This is a genomic window from Mycobacterium sp. NGS67 (assembly GCF_059812185.1).
This window is the reverse complement of record NZ_JCALCF010000013.1, coordinates 67,348-86,132: the sequence shown is the minus strand read 5'-3', so window position 1 is coordinate 86,132 and position 18,785 is coordinate 67,348. Positions and strand designations below refer to the sequence as shown.

22 protein-coding genes are annotated in these 18,785 nt (G+C 66.2%); 6 read left to right on the top strand and 16 right to left on the bottom strand.

Going from position 1 to position 18,785, the window contains the following annotated elements:
• Window positions 1-110: 110 nt before the first annotated feature.
• The gene (locus AC5Y4D_RS14590; RefSeq protein ID WP_499941932.1) at window positions 111-620 is read left to right on the top strand and encodes a MarR family winged helix-turn-helix transcriptional regulator; all 510 of its coding nucleotides are present in this window, start codon (window positions 111-113) and stop codon (window positions 618-620) included.
• Between the two features lie 161 nt (window positions 621-781).
• Here the strand turns inward: AC5Y4D_RS14590 and AC5Y4D_RS14585 are convergent, their stop codons facing one another.
• A complete protein-coding gene (locus AC5Y4D_RS14585; RefSeq protein WP_499941933.1) occupies window positions 782-1,219 on the bottom strand; it encodes an STAS domain-containing protein in 438 nt (145 codons plus the stop codon).
• Between the two features lie 590 nt (window positions 1,220-1,809).
• Between AC5Y4D_RS14585 and fni the strand changes: the two genes are divergently transcribed.
• Window positions 1,810-2,856, top strand: coding sequence for a type 2 isopentenyl-diphosphate Delta-isomerase (fni, locus tag AC5Y4D_RS14580; RefSeq protein WP_499941935.1), 1,047 nt, complete (start codon window positions 1,810-1,812; stop codon window positions 2,854-2,856).
• A 4-nt stretch (window positions 2,857-2,860) separates the two neighbouring features.
• Window positions 2,861-4,177, top strand: coding sequence for a glycosyltransferase (locus AC5Y4D_RS14575; protein WP_499941937.1), 1,317 nt, complete (start codon window positions 2,861-2,863; stop codon window positions 4,175-4,177).
• Here the strand turns inward: AC5Y4D_RS14575 and AC5Y4D_RS14570 are convergent.
• The 13 genes from AC5Y4D_RS14570 to AC5Y4D_RS14510 all read right to left on the bottom strand — a co-directional run bounded on the left by AC5Y4D_RS14570 (window position 4,080) and on the right by AC5Y4D_RS14510 (window position 13,968).
• Entirely contained in the window at window positions 4,080-4,595 is a 516-nt protein-coding gene (locus AC5Y4D_RS14570) for a MarR family winged helix-turn-helix transcriptional regulator (protein WP_499942340.1), read from the bottom strand. The two genes, AC5Y4D_RS14575 and AC5Y4D_RS14570, sit on opposite strands and share 98 nt — an antisense overlap.
• 146 nt (window positions 4,596-4,741) lie before the next feature.
• Window positions 4,742-5,077, bottom strand: a complete 336-nt coding sequence (locus AC5Y4D_RS14565; RefSeq protein WP_499941939.1) for a DUF3140 domain-containing protein — start codon at window positions 5,075-5,077, stop codon at window positions 4,742-4,744.
• A gap of 13 nt (window positions 5,078-5,090) precedes the next feature.
• The gene (locus tag AC5Y4D_RS14560; RefSeq protein ID WP_499941941.1) at window positions 5,091-5,309 is read right to left on the bottom strand and encodes a hypervirulence associated TUDOR domain-containing protein; all 219 of its coding nucleotides are present in this window, start codon (window positions 5,307-5,309) and stop codon (window positions 5,091-5,093) included.
• A gap of 69 nt (window positions 5,310-5,378) precedes the next feature.
• Complete coding sequence (locus AC5Y4D_RS14555; protein ID WP_499941943.1) at window positions 5,379-5,744, bottom strand: DUF2784 domain-containing protein; 366 nt, start codon at window positions 5,742-5,744, stop codon at window positions 5,379-5,381.
• A 52-nt stretch (window positions 5,745-5,796) separates the two neighbouring features.
• Window positions 5,797-6,798 (bottom strand): Rieske (2Fe-2S) protein, encoded by a 1,002-nt coding sequence (locus tag AC5Y4D_RS14550; protein WP_499941945.1) that lies wholly within the window; start codon window positions 6,796-6,798, stop codon window positions 5,797-5,799.
• On the bottom strand, window positions 6,795-8,318 hold the full coding sequence (locus tag AC5Y4D_RS14545) for a hydroxysqualene dehydroxylase (protein ID WP_500037516.1): 1,524 nt from the start codon (window positions 8,316-8,318) through the stop codon (window positions 6,795-6,797). Before AC5Y4D_RS14545 ends, AC5Y4D_RS14550 begins: the two co-directional genes overlap by 4 nt.
• A complete protein-coding gene (locus tag AC5Y4D_RS14540) occupies window positions 8,315-9,034 on the bottom strand; it encodes a class I SAM-dependent methyltransferase (RefSeq protein WP_499941949.1) in 720 nt (239 codons plus the stop codon). The genes AC5Y4D_RS14545 and AC5Y4D_RS14540 overlap by 4 nt, the downstream gene beginning before the upstream one ends.
• A complete protein-coding gene (locus AC5Y4D_RS14535) occupies window positions 9,027-9,347 on the bottom strand; it encodes a lycopene cyclase domain-containing protein (protein WP_499942342.1) in 321 nt (106 codons plus the stop codon). The genes AC5Y4D_RS14540 and AC5Y4D_RS14535 overlap by 8 nt, the downstream gene beginning before the upstream one ends.
• A complete protein-coding gene (locus AC5Y4D_RS14530; protein WP_499941951.1) occupies window positions 9,344-9,667 on the bottom strand; it encodes a lycopene cyclase domain-containing protein in 324 nt (107 codons plus the stop codon). Before AC5Y4D_RS14530 ends, AC5Y4D_RS14535 begins: the two co-directional genes overlap by 4 nt.
• Window positions 9,664-10,626, bottom strand: coding sequence for a phytoene/squalene synthase family protein (locus AC5Y4D_RS14525; protein WP_499941952.1), 963 nt, complete (start codon window positions 10,624-10,626; stop codon window positions 9,664-9,666). The genes AC5Y4D_RS14530 and AC5Y4D_RS14525 overlap by 4 nt, the downstream gene beginning before the upstream one ends.
• Entirely contained in the window at window positions 10,623-12,140 is a 1,518-nt protein-coding gene (gene crtI, locus AC5Y4D_RS14520) for a phytoene desaturase family protein (RefSeq protein WP_500037515.1), read from the bottom strand. The genes AC5Y4D_RS14525 and crtI overlap by 4 nt, the downstream gene beginning before the upstream one ends.
• Window positions 12,141-12,156: 16 nt before the next feature.
• The gene (locus AC5Y4D_RS14515; protein WP_500037540.1) at window positions 12,157-13,266 is read right to left on the bottom strand and encodes a polyprenyl synthetase family protein; all 1,110 of its coding nucleotides are present in this window, start codon (window positions 13,264-13,266) and stop codon (window positions 12,157-12,159) included.
• Between the two features lie 264 nt (window positions 13,267-13,530).
• Window positions 13,531-13,968, bottom strand: coding sequence for a hypothetical protein (locus tag AC5Y4D_RS14510; RefSeq protein WP_499941956.1), 438 nt, complete (start codon window positions 13,966-13,968; stop codon window positions 13,531-13,533).
• Between the two features lie 98 nt (window positions 13,969-14,066).
• On the opposite strand from AC5Y4D_RS14510, the gene AC5Y4D_RS14505 reads away from it, so the two are divergent.
• On the top strand, window positions 14,067-14,747 hold the full coding sequence (locus tag AC5Y4D_RS14505; RefSeq protein WP_500037514.1) for a phosphodiesterase: 681 nt from the start codon (window positions 14,067-14,069) through the stop codon (window positions 14,745-14,747).
• A gap of 57 nt (window positions 14,748-14,804) precedes the next feature.
• On the opposite strand, the gene mbp1 is transcribed toward AC5Y4D_RS14505, so the two are convergent.
• Window positions 14,805-15,035, bottom strand: a complete 231-nt coding sequence (gene mbp1, locus AC5Y4D_RS14500) for a microaggregate-binding protein 1 (protein WP_499941960.1) — start codon at window positions 15,033-15,035, stop codon at window positions 14,805-14,807.
• 608 nt (window positions 15,036-15,643) lie between these two features.
• On the opposite strand from mbp1, the gene AC5Y4D_RS14495 reads away from it, so the two are divergent.
• Entirely contained in the window at window positions 15,644-16,363 is a 720-nt protein-coding gene (locus AC5Y4D_RS14495; protein ID WP_500037513.1) for an Rv1815 family serine proteinase, read from the top strand.
• Window positions 16,364-16,383: 20 nt separating this feature from the next.
• On the opposite strand, the gene AC5Y4D_RS14490 is transcribed toward AC5Y4D_RS14495, so the two are convergent.
• The gene (locus tag AC5Y4D_RS14490) at window positions 16,384-17,736 is read right to left on the bottom strand and encodes a TIGR01777 family oxidoreductase (RefSeq protein WP_500037512.1); all 1,353 of its coding nucleotides are present in this window, start codon (window positions 17,734-17,736) and stop codon (window positions 16,384-16,386) included.
• Window positions 17,737-17,796: 60 nt separating this feature from the next.
• Between AC5Y4D_RS14490 and AC5Y4D_RS14485 the strand changes: the two genes are divergently transcribed.
• On the top strand, window positions 17,797-18,774 hold the full coding sequence (locus AC5Y4D_RS14485) for an SDR family NAD(P)-dependent oxidoreductase (RefSeq protein WP_500037511.1): 978 nt from the start codon (window positions 17,797-17,799) through the stop codon (window positions 18,772-18,774).
• Window positions 18,775-18,785: the final 11 nt, after the last annotated feature.

Here is an 18,785-nt window from a genome sequence, read left to right as displayed (position 1 = left end):
AAGAACCCACGAGCGCCGGGCGCTGAGCCTCGCGGCGAATCCCTCCCACACAGTGCAAGCATTTCAGTCGTTTAACCATTAATCAACTGAAATGACCGCGGATCAGCGATATGCTGCGAATCACAATGGATCCTGAGCAGCAGGGGGCGGGCCGCGATGCGCTGGAGTCGCAGATCTCTGCCGATCTGCGGGAGTTGTCCACTGCGTCCGACCAGATCGGCCGGCATTTCGCCGTGTCCCAAGACGTGCGGCCCACCGACTTTCGTGCGCTGTTGCACATCATGGTCGCCGAAACCGCTGGGCAACCGATGACATCGGGCGATCTGAGTCAGCGGATGGGTCTGTCGGGTGCGGCGATCACCTATCTGGTGGACCGGTTGATCGACTCCGGTCACATCCGTCGTGACTCCCATCCGGCCGACCGGCGAAAGGTCATCCTGCGTTACTCCGATCCCGGACTGGCGACCGCCCGGTCGTTCTTTACTCCGCTGCGCCAACACACCACCTCTGCGCTCCGTGATCTCCCCGACGCTGATCTGGCCGCTGCCCACCGGGTTTTCACCGCGCTGATTGCCGCTATGCGCCACTATCAGACGGAACTGGGCAGCGCCGAGCCCTGAGGTCGCGGTCATGCCGTCGCCTTGTCGACTCTTTCGATCGGTTGCCGATGGCCCGTCGATGCCCTCGGCCATGGTGCGATGGAGAACGGAATCGACTGCAGCGCAACCGGATCCGTGAGTTCAGCCGGTGCGGGCGGTCGTGGGATCACCGCTGGCTGGAACTATCTCGCGAGGCGCAGCAGCAGTTGCCGGCGGCCCACCAGCGCGTCTTCGACGAGCTGAAGGGCTTCCGGCACCGACTTGACCAGCGGGAGGCCGTGATCGGTGACGATGCGCAGCAGCGGACGCATGGCGCTGCCGGTGACGATTCCGCAGTACAGTCCCGCGGTGTGCTGCCGGTGGTGTAGCGCGAGCAGTTCCTGGAAACCGTCGATGCCGAGAAACTTCAAGTGGGTCAGGTCGATTATGAGTGGAGTTCCCACCTTGGTGAATCGGCCGAGCTCCGCGGCGACGCGCCCGGCGTTTGCCGCGTCGATTTCCCCGTCTATCCGCAAGACGGTGGCCAGGCTGCGGGCATAGACGAAAATGTGCGCCTTACCGCAGTCGATGACGTAGCGGTAGCGGGGGTGGGTCTGGTCAGGTGAATCTACAGCGTGCATCACAACGTGGCCTATCAAGTGGTTCTGAAGCGGGGCGAAGAACGACCTTTCTCGTGTCGCTTCGCTGAGATGGCAGCTGGCTACTCAACTGATGCATAGCCTAGCCGGATAAGCCCAGCTGGGCGCAGGGAAAAAATCAGCGTGGTCGCGTACCGTCCGGAAACAGCGGTCCAGCGTGCAAAGTTTTCGTTTCGCGGATAGGCCGCCTCGGCCGAACGGACGCCACGGAACGGGGAGACGCCCGCCGCGGCAGAAAGTCGGGGAACGGTGCCGCGGCGGACGTCTCGGATTCACCGAGCGCTCGACGGTTGGACTCCCGGCCGCTGCGGTCATGCTCTAGTTTAGCTTAATCACTTTAATCATTCAGAAAGTTAACAACACTGTCCGTCTCGCGTAGGCTGACAGGAAGTGGACCCGCGTCGCGGGCGCCGTGATCGTGCCTGTTTGTTCCTGGAGTGGGTACTACCAGACGATGGATCGAGAGAGATCGTGACCATGCCCGGCAAGACCGTCGATAGTCTCGGTTCGGTGGTGGGCTACCGCGAAATCGCCGTTCCTGTCAGCCCCGGCGCCGGACGGTCCGCACACCCATGACCGGTGACCGGGCCGAAATGACCACGCGCAAAAGGCGTCACATCGACGTGTGCCTGGACGGGGACGTGAACTTTCACGGCGTCAGTACCGGACTCGAGCGCTACCGCCTGCCCTACAACGCACTCACCCAGACGAATCTCGGCGATGTGGACCTGTCCGTCGAATTCCTCGGCAAGCAACTGCGTGCGCCGGTCCTGGTGGGCGCGATGACCGGGGGAGCGGAGCTATCGGGAACGATCAACCGAAACCTGGCCACCGCCGCGCAGCGGCTCGGGATCGGCATGATGCTCGGCTCGCAGCGGGTGATGCTGGACAGCGCGCTGGGCGAGCGCGCCGCCGCCAGCTTCGCCGTACGCGAGCTAGCACCCGACGTGTTGTTGTTCGGCAACATCGGCTTGTCCCAGTTCACCAAGGACGCGGTGCCGGACATCACCCGGGTGCTAGACCGGGTAGGAGCCGATGTGCTTGCGGTACATACCAATCCGCTGCAGGAGGCCATGCAGCAGCATGGGGACACCGACTTTTCCGGGTCGCTCGACCGTCTGCACGACGTAGTCCCGATGCTCGATCATCCGGTGCTGCTCAAGGAGGTGGGGCACGGCATCGGTGGCGCGGCCGTCGCCGAGCTGCTGCGATTGACAGGCGCGCCACCGGTGGCGGCTATCGACGTCGCCGGCGCCGGCGGCACGTCATGGTCGCGCGTCGAGCAGCTGGTCCGTCACGGCGAGCTTCGCTATCCGGATCTGGCCGACTGGGGAATTCCTACCGCGCAGGCACTTTCGGAGGTTCGCGCGCAGCTGCCGGCGTTCCCGCTGGTCGCTTCCGGCGGAATCCGGACCGGCATGGACGCGGCCAAGGCACTCGCCCTGGGCGCTGACGTGGTGGCGGTTGCGCGCCCGTTGCTTGCCGCCGCGATCGAATCCGCCGACGCCGCAACGGCCTGGCTGCAACGCTTCGTCGACGAGCTTCGCATCTGCCTGCACGGATGCGGTGCCGCAGATCTGCCCGCGCTGCGTGGACTCGGCGTGGCATCTGTCAGCTAGAGCTATGGCGGTAATTCTCGCTTACGGCGCACCGGCGCTGGGTCATGTCTACCCGTTGGGCGCACTGCTCGTGGAGTTGGTCGCGCGCGGTCACCGGGTGCACCTGCGCACGATGGCGAGCGAGGTCGACACCATGCGGCAGGTCGGTGTCACCGCCGAGGCGGTCGACCCGCGCATCGAGGCCATCGTCGGTGACGACTGTTCTGCGCGTGGGGCTTTCGGTGTACTGAACAGGTCGATAGACGTACTGTGCCGCCGGGCGGTGATCGAGGTCGACGACCTGCGGCGCGCGGTCGCCCAGGTACAGCCCGACGCAATCATCGTCGACGCGAATTGTTGGGGCGCGATCTCGGCCGCTGAGGCGGACGGCATTGGCTGGTCGGTGTTTTCGCCGTTCACCCCGTACCTGCGCTCCCGCGGGACGCCGCCGTTCGGCCCGGGTATGCGGCCGCTTCCGGGTGTCGCGGGCGCGGTGCGTGACGCCGGGCTGCGAGCCGTGGTTCGCTATCTGTTCGACCGCCCGATGTTGCCCCGCGTCAACGCCCTTCGCGCAGAACTCGGCGTACCCGCCGTCAACTCCGTGGATGAGTTGATGCGCCGGGCGCCGCTGTTGTTGGCGGTCGGCGGCGAGCCCTTCGAGTACCCGCACCCGGACTGGAGCGATGTGGTGCACTTCATCGGAGCGTGTGTCTTCGAGCGGCCCGACACGCGAGCCCCGCACTGGCTGGACGAAATCGACCGGCCGGTGGTGCTGGTCAACACGTCCTCTATCGCGCAAGGCGACGCCAAGCTGGGAGAGATGGCGTTGCGCGCGTTGGCCGATGAACCGGTACACGTCGTCGCGACCTTCCCGGCCGGTGTGCCTGCCGGTTTGCCGCGGACTTCCAACGCGACGGTGTGCCGGTTTCTGCCGCACGGACCGGTGCTCGATCGCGCGGTCTGTGTCATCACCCACGGCGGAATGGGAACGACGGTCAAGGCTCTCGACCGCGGTGTCCCGGTGTGCGTCGTGCCGTTTGCCCGCGATCAAGCCGAAGTGGCGCGCCGGGTGCAGGTCGCCGACTGCGGGGTTCGGCTACCGTCCCGCAAGCTGAACCCGGCACGGTTGCGCCGATGTGTGCTTGAAGCAGCGACCAAGGTGCCGGCAGCCCGCCGGGTGGCCGCCGGTTTCGCCGCTACCGGTGGGGTGACGCGAGGGGCGGAACTGATCGAAGCCCGCGTCGTCAACTTCGCGAGGCGTTCGACCGAGATGATCCCTGACGCCGTCGCGGCGCCTGTGCGCCTCGCTCCGGCTTCGCCGACGCAGCCGAAGGACGGTTGACCAACTCCTCTTCGAAGGTCGACATGGCCCCGATCATGGTTTGAAAAACCCGGTGCGCGGCCGCGAGATCTTTATCGGTCAGGCTGGCCATCGCGTCGCTCAGATGGGTTCCGAGTGGGCTGAAGAACGAATGCGCCAAGTCCATGCCCTGATCCTCGTAACGCAACAGCCACTTGCGTCGATCTTCGGGGTCGGGCTCGCGGCGTATATGGCCGGCCTCGATCATCCGGTCGACGAGATAGGTGATGGCCGGCGGCGAAACGTCCATGCGATGGCGCAATTGGGCCAACGTCAGAGGTCCTCCGGCCGTTTCGGCCACCATGATGTGCAGCAGGGCGTGAAAGTCGCTGCTGCTCACCTTGTTCACGCGCGCGAAATGCCGTCCGATCCGATCCGATCTCGCCGTGATCGCGCGCATATCGGCCGACAGCAGCTTTTCCAGCTCTGCCCGTCCATGCGCGGGTTCACTAGCGCGGCGTCTGCTCACTACCCGGTACCTCCATCAGATGCAGGGTACGCGTTCAGAAAGGGGGCGCGAGCGCAACGTCCGGTTTCGGCAACGCTTTACGCCTTGGCCGGGTCGTGACCCCAGTTCATCAGCGAATAGCGCCACGAGGTGTTCTCGATGTCGCCTTCGGGGCGCTGAGCGAGGTGCCGTTTGGCGTAGCCGAGCACCTTGCGCATGTGCTTGTAGTCGTCGTCGTCCAGGTCCGCCCGTTTGGTTCTGAGGATATCGACAATGCGCCGACCGCTGGCGTGTCCCGTCGATTCCTTGCCGCCGCGCTTTTGGCCGACGCCTCGCGATTCGTCTGTCGCGAGCCACTTCTCGAGTTCGCGCGCGGTCATGTTGACCGTGTTCTTGAATTCTCTCCAGGTCGCGTCGCTGTCGGTCTTGGGCATCTATCAGTCCTCTTCACTTGCCGGTGCGCTTCAACGCGCTCGGTTTGTGTACCGCGTCTTTCCCGGTCTTGTCGCTTCGCACCTTGTACTGCGGTTCGTCTTTGGATGCCTTGACCTTTCGACCGGCCGTCTCGGTGTCGGAGGTGATCTTCTTCTCGACCTTCCCTTTCACGGTTTGGCCGTGGCTCTTCCACTCCACGCTGTCGCCTTTACGTAATTCCTTGTCGCTCAATTCGGTTCACCTTCCTCGTGACATCCGGCCCCAGGGTCGGGGACCCGGCTGCGGTCCAGCGCAAAACACCTACCGGTCCCGAATTCGCTGGACAGCCAGCGCAACCCACGACACTGCGGCGGCGATGAAGGCGAGAAGTTGCGCGGTGCCGGTACGGTCGGCCGGGTACACCACGCCGGCGACATAACGGCCGACGAAACCGTCGTTCGGCAGAGGTTCCATCCCGGCTCGCGCGCGGGCCCACGCTTCCAGACTGGTCAGCGGGCACGGCAGCTTCAGGGTGACGACGCCGATTCCCCAGCACACGGTCGGCACGTGCAGCCACAATGTGCGCCGCCACCGCAGCGCCAGAAAGCCGCCGCTCGGCAGGTAGACCAGATACGCCAGATGAGCGACCACGCTGGCGACGACGACGGCGAAACATGGTTTCCTCATCGCAGATTCAGCGTAGAAGATGTGCTTCGACGGCGCACCGGCCGGCTGTTGATCACGTCCCGCTTCCGTGGCGCAACTTATAGCGTCGTTCGGCGTAGGCCAGGTCGTCGCGCCACAACCGGTTCGCGGCATGGCGCATCAACGGCGCGATCAGAGGCGCGACGTTGAGCGCCGCCTTGAACCCGGGACGCTGAGACTGCGCGACGATGGCTTCGATCACCGCGACCGTCGGCCTGCCGTCCGGACCCGGACCGATTGGGGTGGCATGGGTTTCGACGACGCTGCCGGCGCCCTCGCCCTCCACGATGCGCATCACGATGGTGCGTGCGTCCGGACAGGTGAACTCCGCGATCGTCGGTACCCCCAAGCGGCCGATCCGGAAGGTGACCGAGACCAGGAACCGGTCATCATCTTCGGTCGGTGTGGTGAGTACCTCGAGGCGGGTGAAGGAATACGGGTGAAACCAGTTGCCATGCCAGGGGTCCAGACGGTTGGCGAGGATGTCGCACGGCTCGCAGACGCCGACCAGCCGGGTGACGGCCGGCAACGTGTCTCCGGTTGGTCGCTCGGCCAGCACCGGCATGTCCAGCGGCGGCTCCCCGCCGACCTGATCGAGTCGCACCCAGGCCAGCACACCGTCGTCGTAGCTGGGCAGGGGCGCCCAACCGAGCTTGCAACCGGTGCCGTCGAGCGCCAGTCCATGCCAGCGGCAGAACAACACGCCATCGGAAACGGTCCCGGTGGCCAGATCGGCACCGAGGTGCGGGCAACTGCCCGGGCCGACGCGTAGCAGACCGAGCCGGTCGCGCCAGGCGACGAGTTCGACGCCGGCGACGCGCGTGCCGAAAGGACGTCCGCCGCGCACGGCACGACTGGCGGCGAAGGCGTACCAGTTGCCGGTGGGCCGGCGCTGCGACCGGGCCAGCGCTTCATCGATGATGCTCGGCTGGGCCTGGCCGTAGGTCGGGCGTTGCCGCGTCCACGGCACGGGTGGAACAACTTGCAGCGGCCAGTCTTTCGGCCATCGACGGCGGAGCCGGTCACCGGCGCTCATGGCAGATTGCGCCTCTGTCGAAGCGCCAGCGAACGCAGTAGCGCGGATCGTCCGCGGACGGGAACGGTGCGTAGCTCGTGGCCGTGCAGACCCCACTGGGCCAGCAAGAGGTTGGCAGCCATCCAGCCGGTGGTGGCCGCGCGCTCCATCAACGCCACCGGCAGGTCTACCCGGATCCCGTCACCGGCCAGCGCCAGTCCGGGCTGTGGAGTCGCAACCGTCGGGCGCCGCGTGTAAGTGCCGGGGGTGAACAGCGGGCAATCGGCGCGGCGCAGTACGCGTTGATGCACCACGTTCGCCGACGCGGTTTCCGGGTAAAGCTGGTGCAGTTGCCGGATGGCATCCTCCACGCCGAACGCGGAATCCATTGCATAGCAATGCAATTCGACGACGGATCCGCCGTGCCGCGTCGCCCAGTCAGCCGCTTCGCTTTCATAACGCTCGAGCACGCTGATGTTGTCGAGCGGCGGGTGTCCGGCGGTGCCCAGGAAGGGCGGTCGCTCGGCGTTGACCGGCCGGTCCAGCCAAAGGCGATGGACGACGAACGGGGGAGCGGTGCGCAGCCGCCGGATCTGGCTGCGCCACAGGTCGCTGCCCAGACCGCTCGATTCGGCAACGATGTGTTGCAGCCCGCCTACGTCGACGGCCAGCACCACGGCGTCCGCGTCGAGCGGGTCACCCGAATCGACATGCACGCGAAATGCATTCGGGCCGTCGGTGTCGATGCGGTGCACCTGTGTGCCGGTTCGGAACCGCACTCCACGTTCGTCCAGATAGTCACGCATCGGATTCCACAGCGCCGCATCGAAGTTCGCGTTCGCGACGTCGAAGATCAGCCCCTCACTGGAGCCCAGGAAGTAGATATGGAACATGGTCGCCAACTCACCGGCCGAGAGCTGCGATGGTTCGGCGAAGAAGCTGCGGGAGAAGACCTCGAACGCGAGGTGGCGCGCCGATTCGGGGAAATTGATGCTCTTCAAGAAGGTTTCGGCGTCGATGTGATCCAGCTGGTGGTAGATGTCGGGCACCGACACGGCTGCCAGCGGCGCCGCCGCGCGCGCGTCGATGCGCACCAGGTCGGCGAGCCGGAACGTGGGACTGCGCAGCGCGAACAACAACGCATTCCACGGTGGCGTGCGGGGCAACCCCCGGAAGCTGTCGCGCCGGCCGGCGCCGTCGATCAGCGGGTAGTCCTCGACCGGCGTCAGCATCCGCAACTGGGGATCGACACGACGCAACAACTCCCGCAAGTTGTAGTACTGGCGGAAGAAGGCGTGGAAGCCACGATTCAGCGCGAAGTCGGTGCCGTCATGCGGTTCGGTCCACCCCCCGACGCGCCCGCCGAGGTAGTGCTCTTTTTCCACCACCTCGACGGCGATGCCGCGCTCGGCCAGCCCGGTGGCGGCGGTGAGCCCGGCGATGCCGGCACCGACGACCACCGCGCGCGGCTGCGACGACAGCGCGCCGGCGTCGGGCAACCCGGGCGACGCGGGATGGATGTGCTGGCGGCGGTCGGTCATTGCGGCGCCGTCCCCAGGAAGGTGTGGACGATGTCGCGTTCCCACCCCGGCATGGTTTCACTGCGTACGCCGCGCAAGCCGGCGTCGGACATCCGTTGCCGCAACCCCGCCGCGCCGTCGAAGGTCAGCACGCTGCGCCACAGGTGGCGGTAAAGCGTGGTGTTGCGGGTCCGCCACCACCCGGCGGGAATGATGATGCCCCAGCAGACCGCGTGCCAGATGCGGGTGGCCGCGGCCGAGTCCCGCACCGAATACTCGTGCAGCGCCAGGGTTGCACCGGGCCGCAACAACGTCGCGAAGGTGCGCAGCTGGCTGTCCGGATCGGTCAGATTGCGCAACAAATAGGCGGCGAAGATGGCATCGAACGGTCCGGTGATGCCGTGCTCGCCGAGGTCTTCGATGCGCGAGTGCACGAACCGGACCGTGGCGGGCCACGACTTGGCCAGTGCCGCATCCAGCATGCCGCGCGACGCGTCGACAGCGACGATCTCGGCCTCCGGCGCCGCGCTGAGCAGTGCGGCCGTCGAGGCGCCCGTGCCGCAACCCGCATCGAGTAGCCGCAACCCCCGTCCGCGGTCCGGCAGGCCCATCCGGCGCGCCGACCGTCGCAGGTTGCTGTGATAGCCGGGGTTGGCGCCCACCAGCCGGTCATAGGCCGCTGCGCCCTCGTCGAATGCCGCTGGAACGTCGCCGCGCGCCAAGCCCGTCCTATTCATGGCTGCCACGCTCTGGTTGGAACTCCCACAACAACAGCACCCCGGTCACCAGCGCGAAGCCGAACAGGAAGTCCTCGACCGGAATGTCGAACGGAAACCGCAGCCCACTGGTGTGCCGCTCGTCGTAGCTGACGATCGGTGCACTGAGCTTGGTCAACCAGCCGTCCACCGGAACCTGAAAGCCCAGCACGATCACCATCGACAGCCAGTAGGCGGGCCGGCGAAACAGGCCGGTGCGCAACAACATCAGCTCCAGCGCGCACACGCCCAACACCGCGACCACGGCCGGCAGTGTGTAGCCCAGACCGGTCATCGGCGCCTGCTCCACGCCAGAATCGTGGACACCGCGTTATACGTCAGCAATCCGCACAACGGAATCACCAGGAAGAACAGCACTTCCTCGATCGGGATGCGCGGCGGGATCTCGATGCCGGTGAGGTACTTGCCGTCGTACCACCACACCCCAGCCGCTATGGCCACCGCATCCCACACCAGGAACACCGCCGCGACCGGCGCCACCGCGCGGACGAGACGGCGGGCTTGACGGTAGACGCCGCTGCCGAACAATTCCAGTGGCGCTGTGATCAGCAGGCACAAGCCGAGCACAATCAAATACTGCCAGCGATCGCTCACGCCGCACCAGGCTTTCGGTGCTGGGCCCCTCCGGCGGGATGCGAGAAACGAACCCGCCACGACTGCAGCAGGGCACCACCGGCGACCTGTATCCGGCGGGTGGTACCAACCGTGGCGCGGTGACTGAAGACGGAGAAGTCGCTGTCCTCAATGCAATCCAGGATTTCGGAGTACAACGTCAAGGCCGTCGCCACGCAGGGCTGTGACCGCCGCGCCAGCATCGGGATCCCGCCGGCGGCGAATCGATAGATCTCCCGGGTGATTTCGTGTTGGGCCTGCAACGCGCTGCGCACCCGTTCATCGGTGCGACGATGATGGTGGCACCACATCAACAACTCGCGATCCACCCCGTGTGCGGCGAGTTCGTCGGCCGGCAGATAGATCCGGTCACGCATCAGATCTTCGTCGACGTCGCGCAGGAAGTTCGTCAACTGGAACGCCTGCCCCAGTGCGGCGGCGTACGGTGTGGCCTCGTCGGTGTCGCGGGTGCCCAGTACCGGAAGCATCTGCAGCCCAATGACTTCCGCCGAGCCGCGCATGTAGCGGTTGAGCGCGGGCCGGTCGGGATAGTCGGTGACGGTGAGGTCCATCCGCATCGACGCGAGGAAGTCCTCGAACAGATCCGCCGGAATGCGGTAGCGGCGGACGGTGTCGTCGACGGCGGCAAGAATCGGTTCGTCCGGGCGGGCTCCACCGGCGAAGAACTTGTCGGACAGGCACTGCAAGCGGTCGGCGCGGGCGCAGACGTCGAGATCCGGATTGAACTCGTCGAGGATGTCATCGGCGTGGCGGGCAAAGGCATAGAGCGCATGAACAGCCGGTCGCTGGTCGGGAGCAAGCAACCGGGTGGCTAGAAAATAGGTGCGACCATGCGCGGCGGCGATCTGCCGGCACAGGCGATACGCGGCGCGCAGCGCAGGGCTGTCGATACCGGCGGCGTCTAATTCGGTGCGAATCACGGCAATCGGGCTCTCACAATGGATGTGGGGGAGCGGTCGAGGACCCCGGTGATGCGGTCGGCGGCAAGCCGTCCACTGATCAGGGTCGTCGGCACACCCACACCAGGTACGGTCGACGATCCGGCCAGCACCGCGTTCTCGATTCCGCGCACCAGGTTGGCCGGACGGAACGGGCCGGTCTGGGCAAAGGTGTGGGCGAGGGCGAACGGCGTCCCGGCCGTCATCCCTTGGCGGGCCCAGTCGGCGGGGGTGTCGAGATGCAACAATTCGGCCCCGTCGCCCACCTCCGGCAACAGTCGCTCTGCGACCGCGTCCAGCATGTTCTCCGCATAGGGCTTCGCCGCCGTGGACCAGTCGACCCGGCGCCGGGACAGGTTGGGCGCCGGAGCCAGCACATACAGCAGATCTCGCCCGGCCGGCGCCAGACTGGCGTCGCTGGCGGTCGGGCGGGTCACCAGCAGCGAAGGATCCCGCATCAGTTGGCCGTCGCGGATGATGTCGGTGAAGGTGTGCTCCCAGGCGTCACCGAAAAGGATGGTGTGGTGTGCCGTCTGGGCGGGTGTGGCGCGGCAGCCCGCATGCATGACCACCGCCGAGGGTGCCGCGCGCAGTGGCAGTAGCCGTCTCGGCTTCCGACCCAGCAGTCGGTAGGTGAGTGGCAGTTCGGTGGTCAACACCACCGCGTCACAAGGGATGCGTTCGCCGCCCTCGGTGAGCACCGAGGTGACCCGGTCGCCGCTGCGTTCGAGATCGGTAACCGTTGAGCTGTAAAGGAATTGGACGCCGGCTTGTTCGGCTACCGCTGCCAGTGCGTCCGGGAGCGCACGCACGCCGCCGCGAGGGAAGAACACCCCGGAGACGGTGTCCATGTAGGCGATCACCGCATACACCGCCAGCGCGTGCTGCGGGGCGACCCCGGCGTAAAGCGACTGGAAGGTGAATACCCTTCGCAGCAGGGGGTTGCTGATGTGCCGCTTGACCATCGTCTCCCACCGCCGGAACCCGCCGATGGCAGCCAGCTTGGCCAATTGGGGAGTCAGCATGGACAGCGGTGAGTCGAAATTCGCGTCGATGAAGCCGGCGAACTCGGTCCGGTACAAGCCTTCCAGCCAGTCGCGCAACGCGCGGTAGCCCGCCGCTTCGCGGGGGCCGCCGAATTCTTCGACCGCGGCGGCCATCCGGTCTGCGTCGCTGTGCACGTCGATGGTGCTGCCGTCGGCGAACATCGCCCGGTAGCAGGGCTCGACCGGCATCAGCTCCACGTGCCGCGCGCTCGTTTCACCGACCGCGGCGAACACCTCGTCGATGATGTCGGGCATGGTGAGCACGGTCGGGCCGGTGTCGATCGAGTAACCGTCGATGTCGCGGCGGCCCGCGCGCCCGCCGGGCCACGGCTCGCGTTCCACGACCGTGACTTCCCGACCGCGGCCGGCCAGGTGCAGCGCCGCGGACAATCCGGCAAACCCCGCCCCAATGACGACAACGCGTTCCGTCCGTCCTCGGACCGTGTGCATCAGCGCTCCCGGGAGATCATGCGGCGCGCTGCGTGCACACGCCGGCCATGTCGGTCAAGGCGACCTTGAGTAAGCCGTCGATTCCGCTGCGATCCAACGAGTCCAGTGCATCTCTGACCCGCTTGGCAATCAACTCCTCGACCCATTTCACCGCTCCGGTGGCAGAGATCAGGTTGCGCCAGTAGTCGACCGCGGCTTCGTCGAGCTGATCGACGTTCATCAATTCGCCGAATTCTCGGCGGGTGGAGATGTCGGCCATCTCGTAAGCCGCGACGACGACGCTGGTGGCCTTGCGCTCCAACAGATCTCCGCCATTGGGTTTGCCGGTGCTGGCGGGGGATCCGAAGATGCCGAGTATGTCGTCGCGCAGTTGAAAGGCTTCGCCGACGGCGTATCCGTATTGACCGAGCCTGGTCAGGGTCTGGTCGTCACAGCCGGCCATTGCCGCGCCGATCTCCAGCGGGCGGCGCACCGTGTAGTTGCCGGATTTGCGCCGGGCCACTCCCAGCACCGAGTCGATGTTCGGGATTTTACGCAAATCCATTGCCAGATCAGCAAATTGACCGACTGCGAGCTCGGTTCGCATGGCATCGTAACGGGGCCAGGCACGCTGCAGATGATGCTGGTCAAGACCGGAGTCGCGTAACATCTGCTCCGCCCAGATCAGGCACATGTCGCCGAGCAGCGTCGCGGCCGACTCGCCGAACCGGCGCGACGAACCGGACATTCCCCGCTTGCGATGCCAGTCGGAGAACTGCACATGCGCAGCGGGTCGGCCTCGACGGGCAGGCGAGTCGTCCATCACGTCGTCCTGCAGCAGAGCGAATGCGTGCAGCAGTTCCAGGCTCGCCGTAGCCGATAGAGCAGCTTCGCTGGGCGGTGCCCCGCACAGCCAGCCCAGGTACATGAACGTCGACCGCAGACATTTCCCGCCCTTGACGAACTCGAGCAGGATGTTGCCGGCGACGTCGACTCCGCAGTCACCCAACTCCTGGGCGCAACGCGCGCCGACGAACGCGGCAACCTCGTCGAGGACCTGCCGGCGCAGATCCGTTCGCCAGACGTCGAATTGGTCCACCGTGGGCAGGCTCGCCGCGCTCGCTGAAGCTACTTCGGCGAGACGCACCCGCGGAAATTCATGCACACCTCCCACCGAAGCCTCCTTTGCAACGTCGACGAGTCGCTGACCAGAACGGCTCAGATTCACGCGTGGTACCCCCTGACCGAGAAAACAAACCGGTGTCCGGCCCCAGACTTACCGGCGGTGCGGTCGGCCGGCGACTATCTTCATTAGTTTAATCGTTAATTTAATGAATGATCGACCGGCGCGCCAGTCCTGAGTGGAAGCGATTACGACGATCCCGCGGGTGCGGCTGTCAGACTGCGTCTTTCAGTCCTCGCTGGAGGTTTCTCGGGGTTCGGCGGCGTGGTCCGGGCTTCCGGAGGTGCGTCGGCTCTCCTTCATCTCGGCTTCGAACACATGCCGGTTGCCGCCGGTCAGCTGGTGCCGCACCAGCTTCTCCATGTCCTGGAAACAGCGGTAGTAGCCGTCGTCATAGTCTTCGATGACCTGGAAGCTCCATCTGCCGGGCAACACATTTCGCCCGATCAGTTCCCTGCTGATGGAATCGGCCAGCTCAGCGTGCCCGTTCTCGCGTAGCAGCTCCACGGCGGTGTCGAGTTGCAGATCAGCATGCCCGGTCAGTTGATGGAACGAGTACAAGTGACCGCGCGCCCGCTCGATGGTCTCGAGCGCTTCGGATACCTTTCCTGCGGCCTCCACGGCGGCATCGTCGGTACCCGGCGGCCGGCGATCACACAGACTCATCGGTTACCTCCCCGTCGCGGCTTTAGATCGACAGTAATTGCCGAGTCGGCCGCCGCAACTGTCGGTTTCACCGGAGAGGGGCGGGGAACCCTGCGCGGATGGACATCTCAGATCGCCTCTCCGTGCCGTTTCAATGGGGGGCCGCTTTGCGGGGTCGCAAGGTTTTCCACCCCACCGGGGTGCTGGCCGAAGGCTCGCTCGAGCGTGTCGCTCCGGCGGATCAGGGACTGCCGGTGCCGACCTCGCCGGTGATCGCACGGTTCTCCAAAGCGGTGGGGATGCCCGGTTCGGTGCCGGACGCCATCGGTCTGGCGTTGCGGATCCCGCCGCAACTCGAATCCGACCGGGCGTGGGACGTGCTGCTCGTGTCCGCCGGATCCGGCGCGCTGACGCGCATCGTGGGACTGCGGCCCGTCACCTCGTGGTCGGCACAGACGATGACCAGTCTGATGCCGCTGCGCTATCACGGCACGAACTGGTGGTTGCGGGCATGCATCGACACCGAAATCACCGGAAAAGGATTGTCACTCGAAGACGTGCGCGACACGATCCGCAGCGGCGGGATCGAACTGCGACTCGATCAAGCGCGCGGGACGGGAGATTTCGCTCCACTTGGTCGCCTGGTGTTGAACGCGATCCTCGAGACCGAATCGGAGCGCGACTTCTCGTTCGACCCGGTGCGCAACACCGCACCCGGCGTCGCCCTGTATCCCGGGTGGTTGGCGGGTCTGCGCAAAAGCGCCTACGCCCGCAGCCGGGAAGGCCGAGACGCTGACTGAAACCTGATGCACGACAAAAGACCCAGCCGCTTGGCTGGGTCTTTTTCGTTGATCGTGCTACTGGTTGGCCTTTTGCCGGCTTTCCGCGGCCTTGGCGCCGCCGCGCGCGCTTTCGGCAGCGGCTTCCTTCTTGGCCGCTTCGCGCTGAGCATCAGCCTTGTCCTGCTGAGCCTTGGCCTCCTTGGCGAGCCTCTCGTTACCGAAGACCAAGCCGATGACCTGCTTGATCAGGCCCTTGACGCCCTCGACGACGCCACTGAAAGCTTCCATCGGTCCACTCTTAGCCATGTCCACCCCTCGGTGTTTTCGGGTACATACTGCGCGGCACTTACCGCGTTGGAAGAAGAGTTCCCGATGCCGCCGTCGAGCAACCACGGCAAACAGGTCGATGCTTGATGCGGACACCGCTACAAGGCCGTGAGCAGTTTGAACGCAGTTGCGGAGTGACCGAAATCTCAGTATCGGCAACGTGCCTGCGAGCGACTGGCGGTGTTTCGACCGGCTTGGTGAGGGTATAGGGGTGTCTGTGAACTCAACCTTGCGACGCATCCGAAGCGGGGAGCAACAAGTGGTGCGTCTGCAGCGGCGCCTGTGGCTGGCGCAGCTGCTGTTCTGGCCCACCACCCTCGTCGTCGCGATTGCGGCGGTTGCAACGGCATGGTCGCTGTGGCAGCGCAGAGCTAGGCAGGGCCGTCCGAGTGACCAAGCGCCGCCGAACACCCCTGTCGAGGTACCAGACCGAGTCGACCCATCATCCGGTGTCGGGCAACTGAACTGACCCGAAAAGCATTGTTTGGTCCGGTTGCGAGCGGGTAACCGCGGCTCATCGGACGGCAGCTGCGCTGAGAGAAACTCTCCGCGAAGCCGCCACTGAACGAATTCGGGTTGGTGGCCCAATGGGATTGGCAAGACGCACTGGCGGGTTTGCAATCGCAATCTTTTTGGCGCTGTGCACTTTTCAGTCACCGGTCACCGCAGCGGGCGACCCGGGGGTGACCGTGCACCCGGGTATGCAGGTTCGCCAAGGTGACAGCGCTTGCGTGATTGGGTTCGTCGAGCCTCAGCTGCGCATCGCGTTGACCGGCGTGCAGTGCGACGACACCCCGCTGGTCACCGACACCCGCGGCCAGCTGGTAGGCACCGTCGTCCTGGTCCGCCGCAACTCGGTCCGACCCGCCGACGGATCGTCCGGGCCGCAGTTCAAAGTCATCAAGCTCGCCGATCAGGCGACCGCCAGCGAGTTGCTACCCGGTGGACGTCGACTGCAGGCGACGCCGCAGCTACGGGCCCAACCGGGCTTACCGGTCTGCCTTTTCGGAACATCGACCGGACAGTCCTGCGGGCATGTCGCCAACCTGGCCGAAAACGGTTTCGACATAAGCGATGTCAAAGCGGACCGGCGCGATCTCGGTGGGCCCGTCTACACGCTGACCGACAACCACGCGGTGATCGTGGGGTTGCTCGGGGGCATGGCCGGGTCGACGCCGCAGGTGGAGTCGTGGCAAGCGATCATGCGACAGCTCTATCTGGAAAGCCGTGCGCCGGACTCGACCGAGTCGACTGTCGGCGTGCGCATGATCGGTCGTGCGACGCAGTCCAGTGTCGTGGTCCGCTGACGCCCGCCGTGGCCTTCGGCTCAAGAACGTCCCAGCAGATGCCGCAACGCGGCATCGAGGCCGGGCTGACGAAATGCGTGACCGGCCTGAAGTAGGCGGGTGGGGGTCACCCGTTGGCTGGCCAGCGCGAGCTCGCGGGCCCCCTGGGCGCCGAGCAGTACCCGGGGACCTAGCGGCGGCACCGGTAACAGTGCGGGCCGGTGCAACACCTCGGCAAGGGTGCGGGTGTATTCCTCGTTTTGAACCGGTTGTGGCGCAACAGCGTTCACCGCGCCGGACAGACCCGTGTCCCAGAGCGAGCGGTGGTAGATGTCGACCAGATCGTCGATACCGATCCAGGACAGCCATTGCCGACCGTTCCCGAGCCGGCCGCCCAGTCCGGCGCTGAACAACGGGCGCATCAATCGCAACGTGCCGCCGCGCGGTGATTGCACGATGCCGGTGCGGACGAGCACCACCCGCGCGCCGTCCTGCTCGGCGGGCTTTGTGGCGTCCTCCCAGTCGGCGACCACATCGGCCAGGAACCCGTCGCCACGCTCGCTGTCCTCGGTGAGGAACTCGTCGCCGCGGTCGTAGCCGTAGTAGCCGATCGCCGAGGCCGAAATCAGCACCTTCGGACCGTCGGTGGCGCGCGCCATCAGCTCCGCCAACCGGCGTGTCGGCCCGATTCTGCTGTCGTAGACGGCTTTTCGGTGCTTCGCAGAGAACCTTCCGGCGATCGAAGCGCCGGCCAGGTGGATGACGGCGTCCACCCCGGTCAACAGGTCCGCATCGGGTTCTTCGGGGTTCCACCGTCGCTCGCCGGGACCTTGTGCACTGCCGCGGACCAGCCGAATGACGCGATGGCCACCGGTGCTGAGCAACGCCGCCAACGCGGTGCCGACCAACCCGGACGCGCCGGTGACGGCCACGGTCACCGAGCCCAGATTCTGCTCGGCCGCCCGCGTATGGGCGGCGAGGTCGTCGGCCAACTGGCGGTGCCGGTAGACGAACATCGAACGCAACAACGGGGCCGGGACCGGGGTGTCCACCGTGTCGACAACCCGGGTCGCGGACGCGTCGACCTCTTCGAAGTCATGGGTGTGCCGCCACCGCCCGATGATGCGCGGCGGCAACGAGGCGGGGCCGTCGCTGGTCAACTCGTCGACGAAACGTCTTGGCGGATCGTAGGACTCGCCCCTGTGCTGGGCGATCCACCGCAGCCCGCCGGGCAGCCCGAGGATGGCGCGCCCGTCCTCGACCGAGTCGGCCTCGGCGATCAGCCGCATCGGCGACCAGGGCGGCGAAAGTCGGGTGAACGCACCGGGTCGGGTGTGCCAGGCGAACACCTCGTCGCGCGGCACGTTGATCACACTCGAATAAGTGAGGCCCATCTCACGAAGCTACCCGTGAGTTTGCCGGTATGAGGAAGCCGTTTGCGGGAACAGAACTGCATGGACGTTCTCGGTGGTGTGCGGGGCATGTTGGACACCGCCATGGACCGGACGGTCGTCCCGGGCTACACCAATGTCGGGTATCGCCTGCGCAACCTGCATTGGGCGGACGACCCTCAGCCGCAGGCGCTGCGGGGGCGGACCGCGTTGGTGACCGGAGCGAATCGCGGTATCGGCAAGGCAATCTCGTCGGGCCTGGCGGCGCTGGGCGCCACCGTCTTGCTGACCGTGCGTGACCGAGAACGCGGTGAGCGGGCCCGCGCCGAAATCCTCGAGGACCATCCCGGGGCCGACATCGCGGTCGAGGTGTGCGACGTGTCCGACCTGACGGCGGTGCACGCCTTTGCCGCCAAACTGGCTGAGCGCGGCTCCGCGCTGGATGTGCTGGTCCACAATGCCGGGGTGCTGCCCGCGACGCGCACCGAAACCTCCGATGGGCACGAGCTCACCCTGGCAACCCATGTGCTGGGCCCGGTGCTGCTCACCGAGTGCCTGGGTCCGGCGCTTGCCGCGTCCGGCGACCCGCGGGTGATCCTGATGTCCTCGGGTGGGATGTACACCCAGCCGCTGGCCGCCGATGACCCCGAATACCTGCACGGCAGATACCGCGGTGCGATCGCGTATGCCCGGACCAAGCGGATGCAGGTCGCGCTCACCCCCATCCTGGCTCGCCGGTGGGCCGGAATCCGTGTCTACGCAATGCATCCCGGCTGGGCCGACACTCCCGGAGTGGCCGAGGCGCTACCGGGCTTCCGACGGGTCACCGGCCCGCTGCTGAGGTCACCGCAGCAGGGCGCCGATACGGCCGTGTGGCTGGCAGCGACCCGGCCGGCACCGCCGACCGGACGCTTCTGGCATGACCGGCGGTCCCGGCCGCAGCACTATCTGCTGGCGACCCGCTATCCGGACGGCGCGCGAGAACGGTTGTGGGACTACTGCTCTGAAGCCATCGGCTTGCGGGCGAAAGAAGCGGGATAGCGAACACCGGG

Coding starts and splice junctions, on each gene's coding strand:
- AC5Y4D_RS14555 (WP_499941943.1), bottom strand. CDS start 5,744: ATGAGGAAACCATGTTTCGCCGTCGTCGTCGCCAGCGTGGTCGCTCAT.
- crtI (WP_500037515.1), bottom strand. CDS start 12,140: ATGCACACGGTCCGAGGACGGACGGAACGCGTTGTCGTCATTGGGGCG.
- fni (WP_499941935.1), top strand. CDS start 1,810: ATGACCGGTGACCGGGCCGAAATGACCACGCGCAAAAGGCGTCACATC.
- mbp1 (WP_499941960.1), bottom strand. CDS start 15,035: ATGGCTAAGAGTGGACCGATGGAAGCTTTCAGTGGCGTCGTCGAGGGC.
- AC5Y4D_RS14490 (WP_500037512.1), bottom strand. CDS start 17,736: ATGGGCCTCACTTATTCGAGTGTGATCAACGTGCCGCGCGACGAGGTG.
- AC5Y4D_RS14485 (WP_500037511.1), top strand. CDS start 17,797: ATGGACGTTCTCGGTGGTGTGCGGGGCATGTTGGACACCGCCATGGAC.
- AC5Y4D_RS14585 (WP_499941933.1), bottom strand. CDS start 1,219: ATGCACGCTGTAGATTCACCTGACCAGACCCACCCCCGCTACCGCTAC.
- AC5Y4D_RS14590 (WP_499941932.1), top strand. CDS start 111: ATGCTGCGAATCACAATGGATCCTGAGCAGCAGGGGGCGGGCCGCGAT.
- AC5Y4D_RS14545 (WP_500037516.1), bottom strand. CDS start 8,318: ATGACCGACCGCCGCCAGCACATCCATCCCGCGTCGCCCGGGTTGCCC.
- AC5Y4D_RS14540 (WP_499941949.1), bottom strand. CDS start 9,034: ATGAATAGGACGGGCTTGGCGCGCGGCGACGTTCCAGCGGCATTCGAC.
- AC5Y4D_RS14495 (WP_500037513.1), top strand. CDS start 15,644: ATGGGATTGGCAAGACGCACTGGCGGGTTTGCAATCGCAATCTTTTTG.
- AC5Y4D_RS14550 (WP_499941945.1), bottom strand. CDS start 6,798: ATGAGCGCCGGTGACCGGCTCCGCCGTCGATGGCCGAAAGACTGGCCG.
- AC5Y4D_RS14510 (WP_499941956.1), bottom strand. CDS start 13,968: ATGAGTCTGTGTGATCGCCGGCCGCCGGGTACCGACGATGCCGCCGTG.
- AC5Y4D_RS14570 (WP_499942340.1), bottom strand. CDS start 4,595: ATGCGCGCGATCACGGCGAGATCGGATCGGATCGGACGGCATTTCGCG.
- AC5Y4D_RS14565 (WP_499941939.1), bottom strand. CDS start 5,077: ATGCCCAAGACCGACAGCGACGCGACCTGGAGAGAATTCAAGAACACG.
- AC5Y4D_RS14575 (WP_499941937.1), top strand. CDS start 2,861: ATGGCGGTAATTCTCGCTTACGGCGCACCGGCGCTGGGTCATGTCTAC.
- AC5Y4D_RS14535 (WP_499942342.1), bottom strand. CDS start 9,347: ATGACCGGTCTGGGCTACACACTGCCGGCCGTGGTCGCGGTGTTGGGC.
- AC5Y4D_RS14505 (WP_500037514.1), top strand. CDS start 14,067: ATGGACATCTCAGATCGCCTCTCCGTGCCGTTTCAATGGGGGGCCGCT.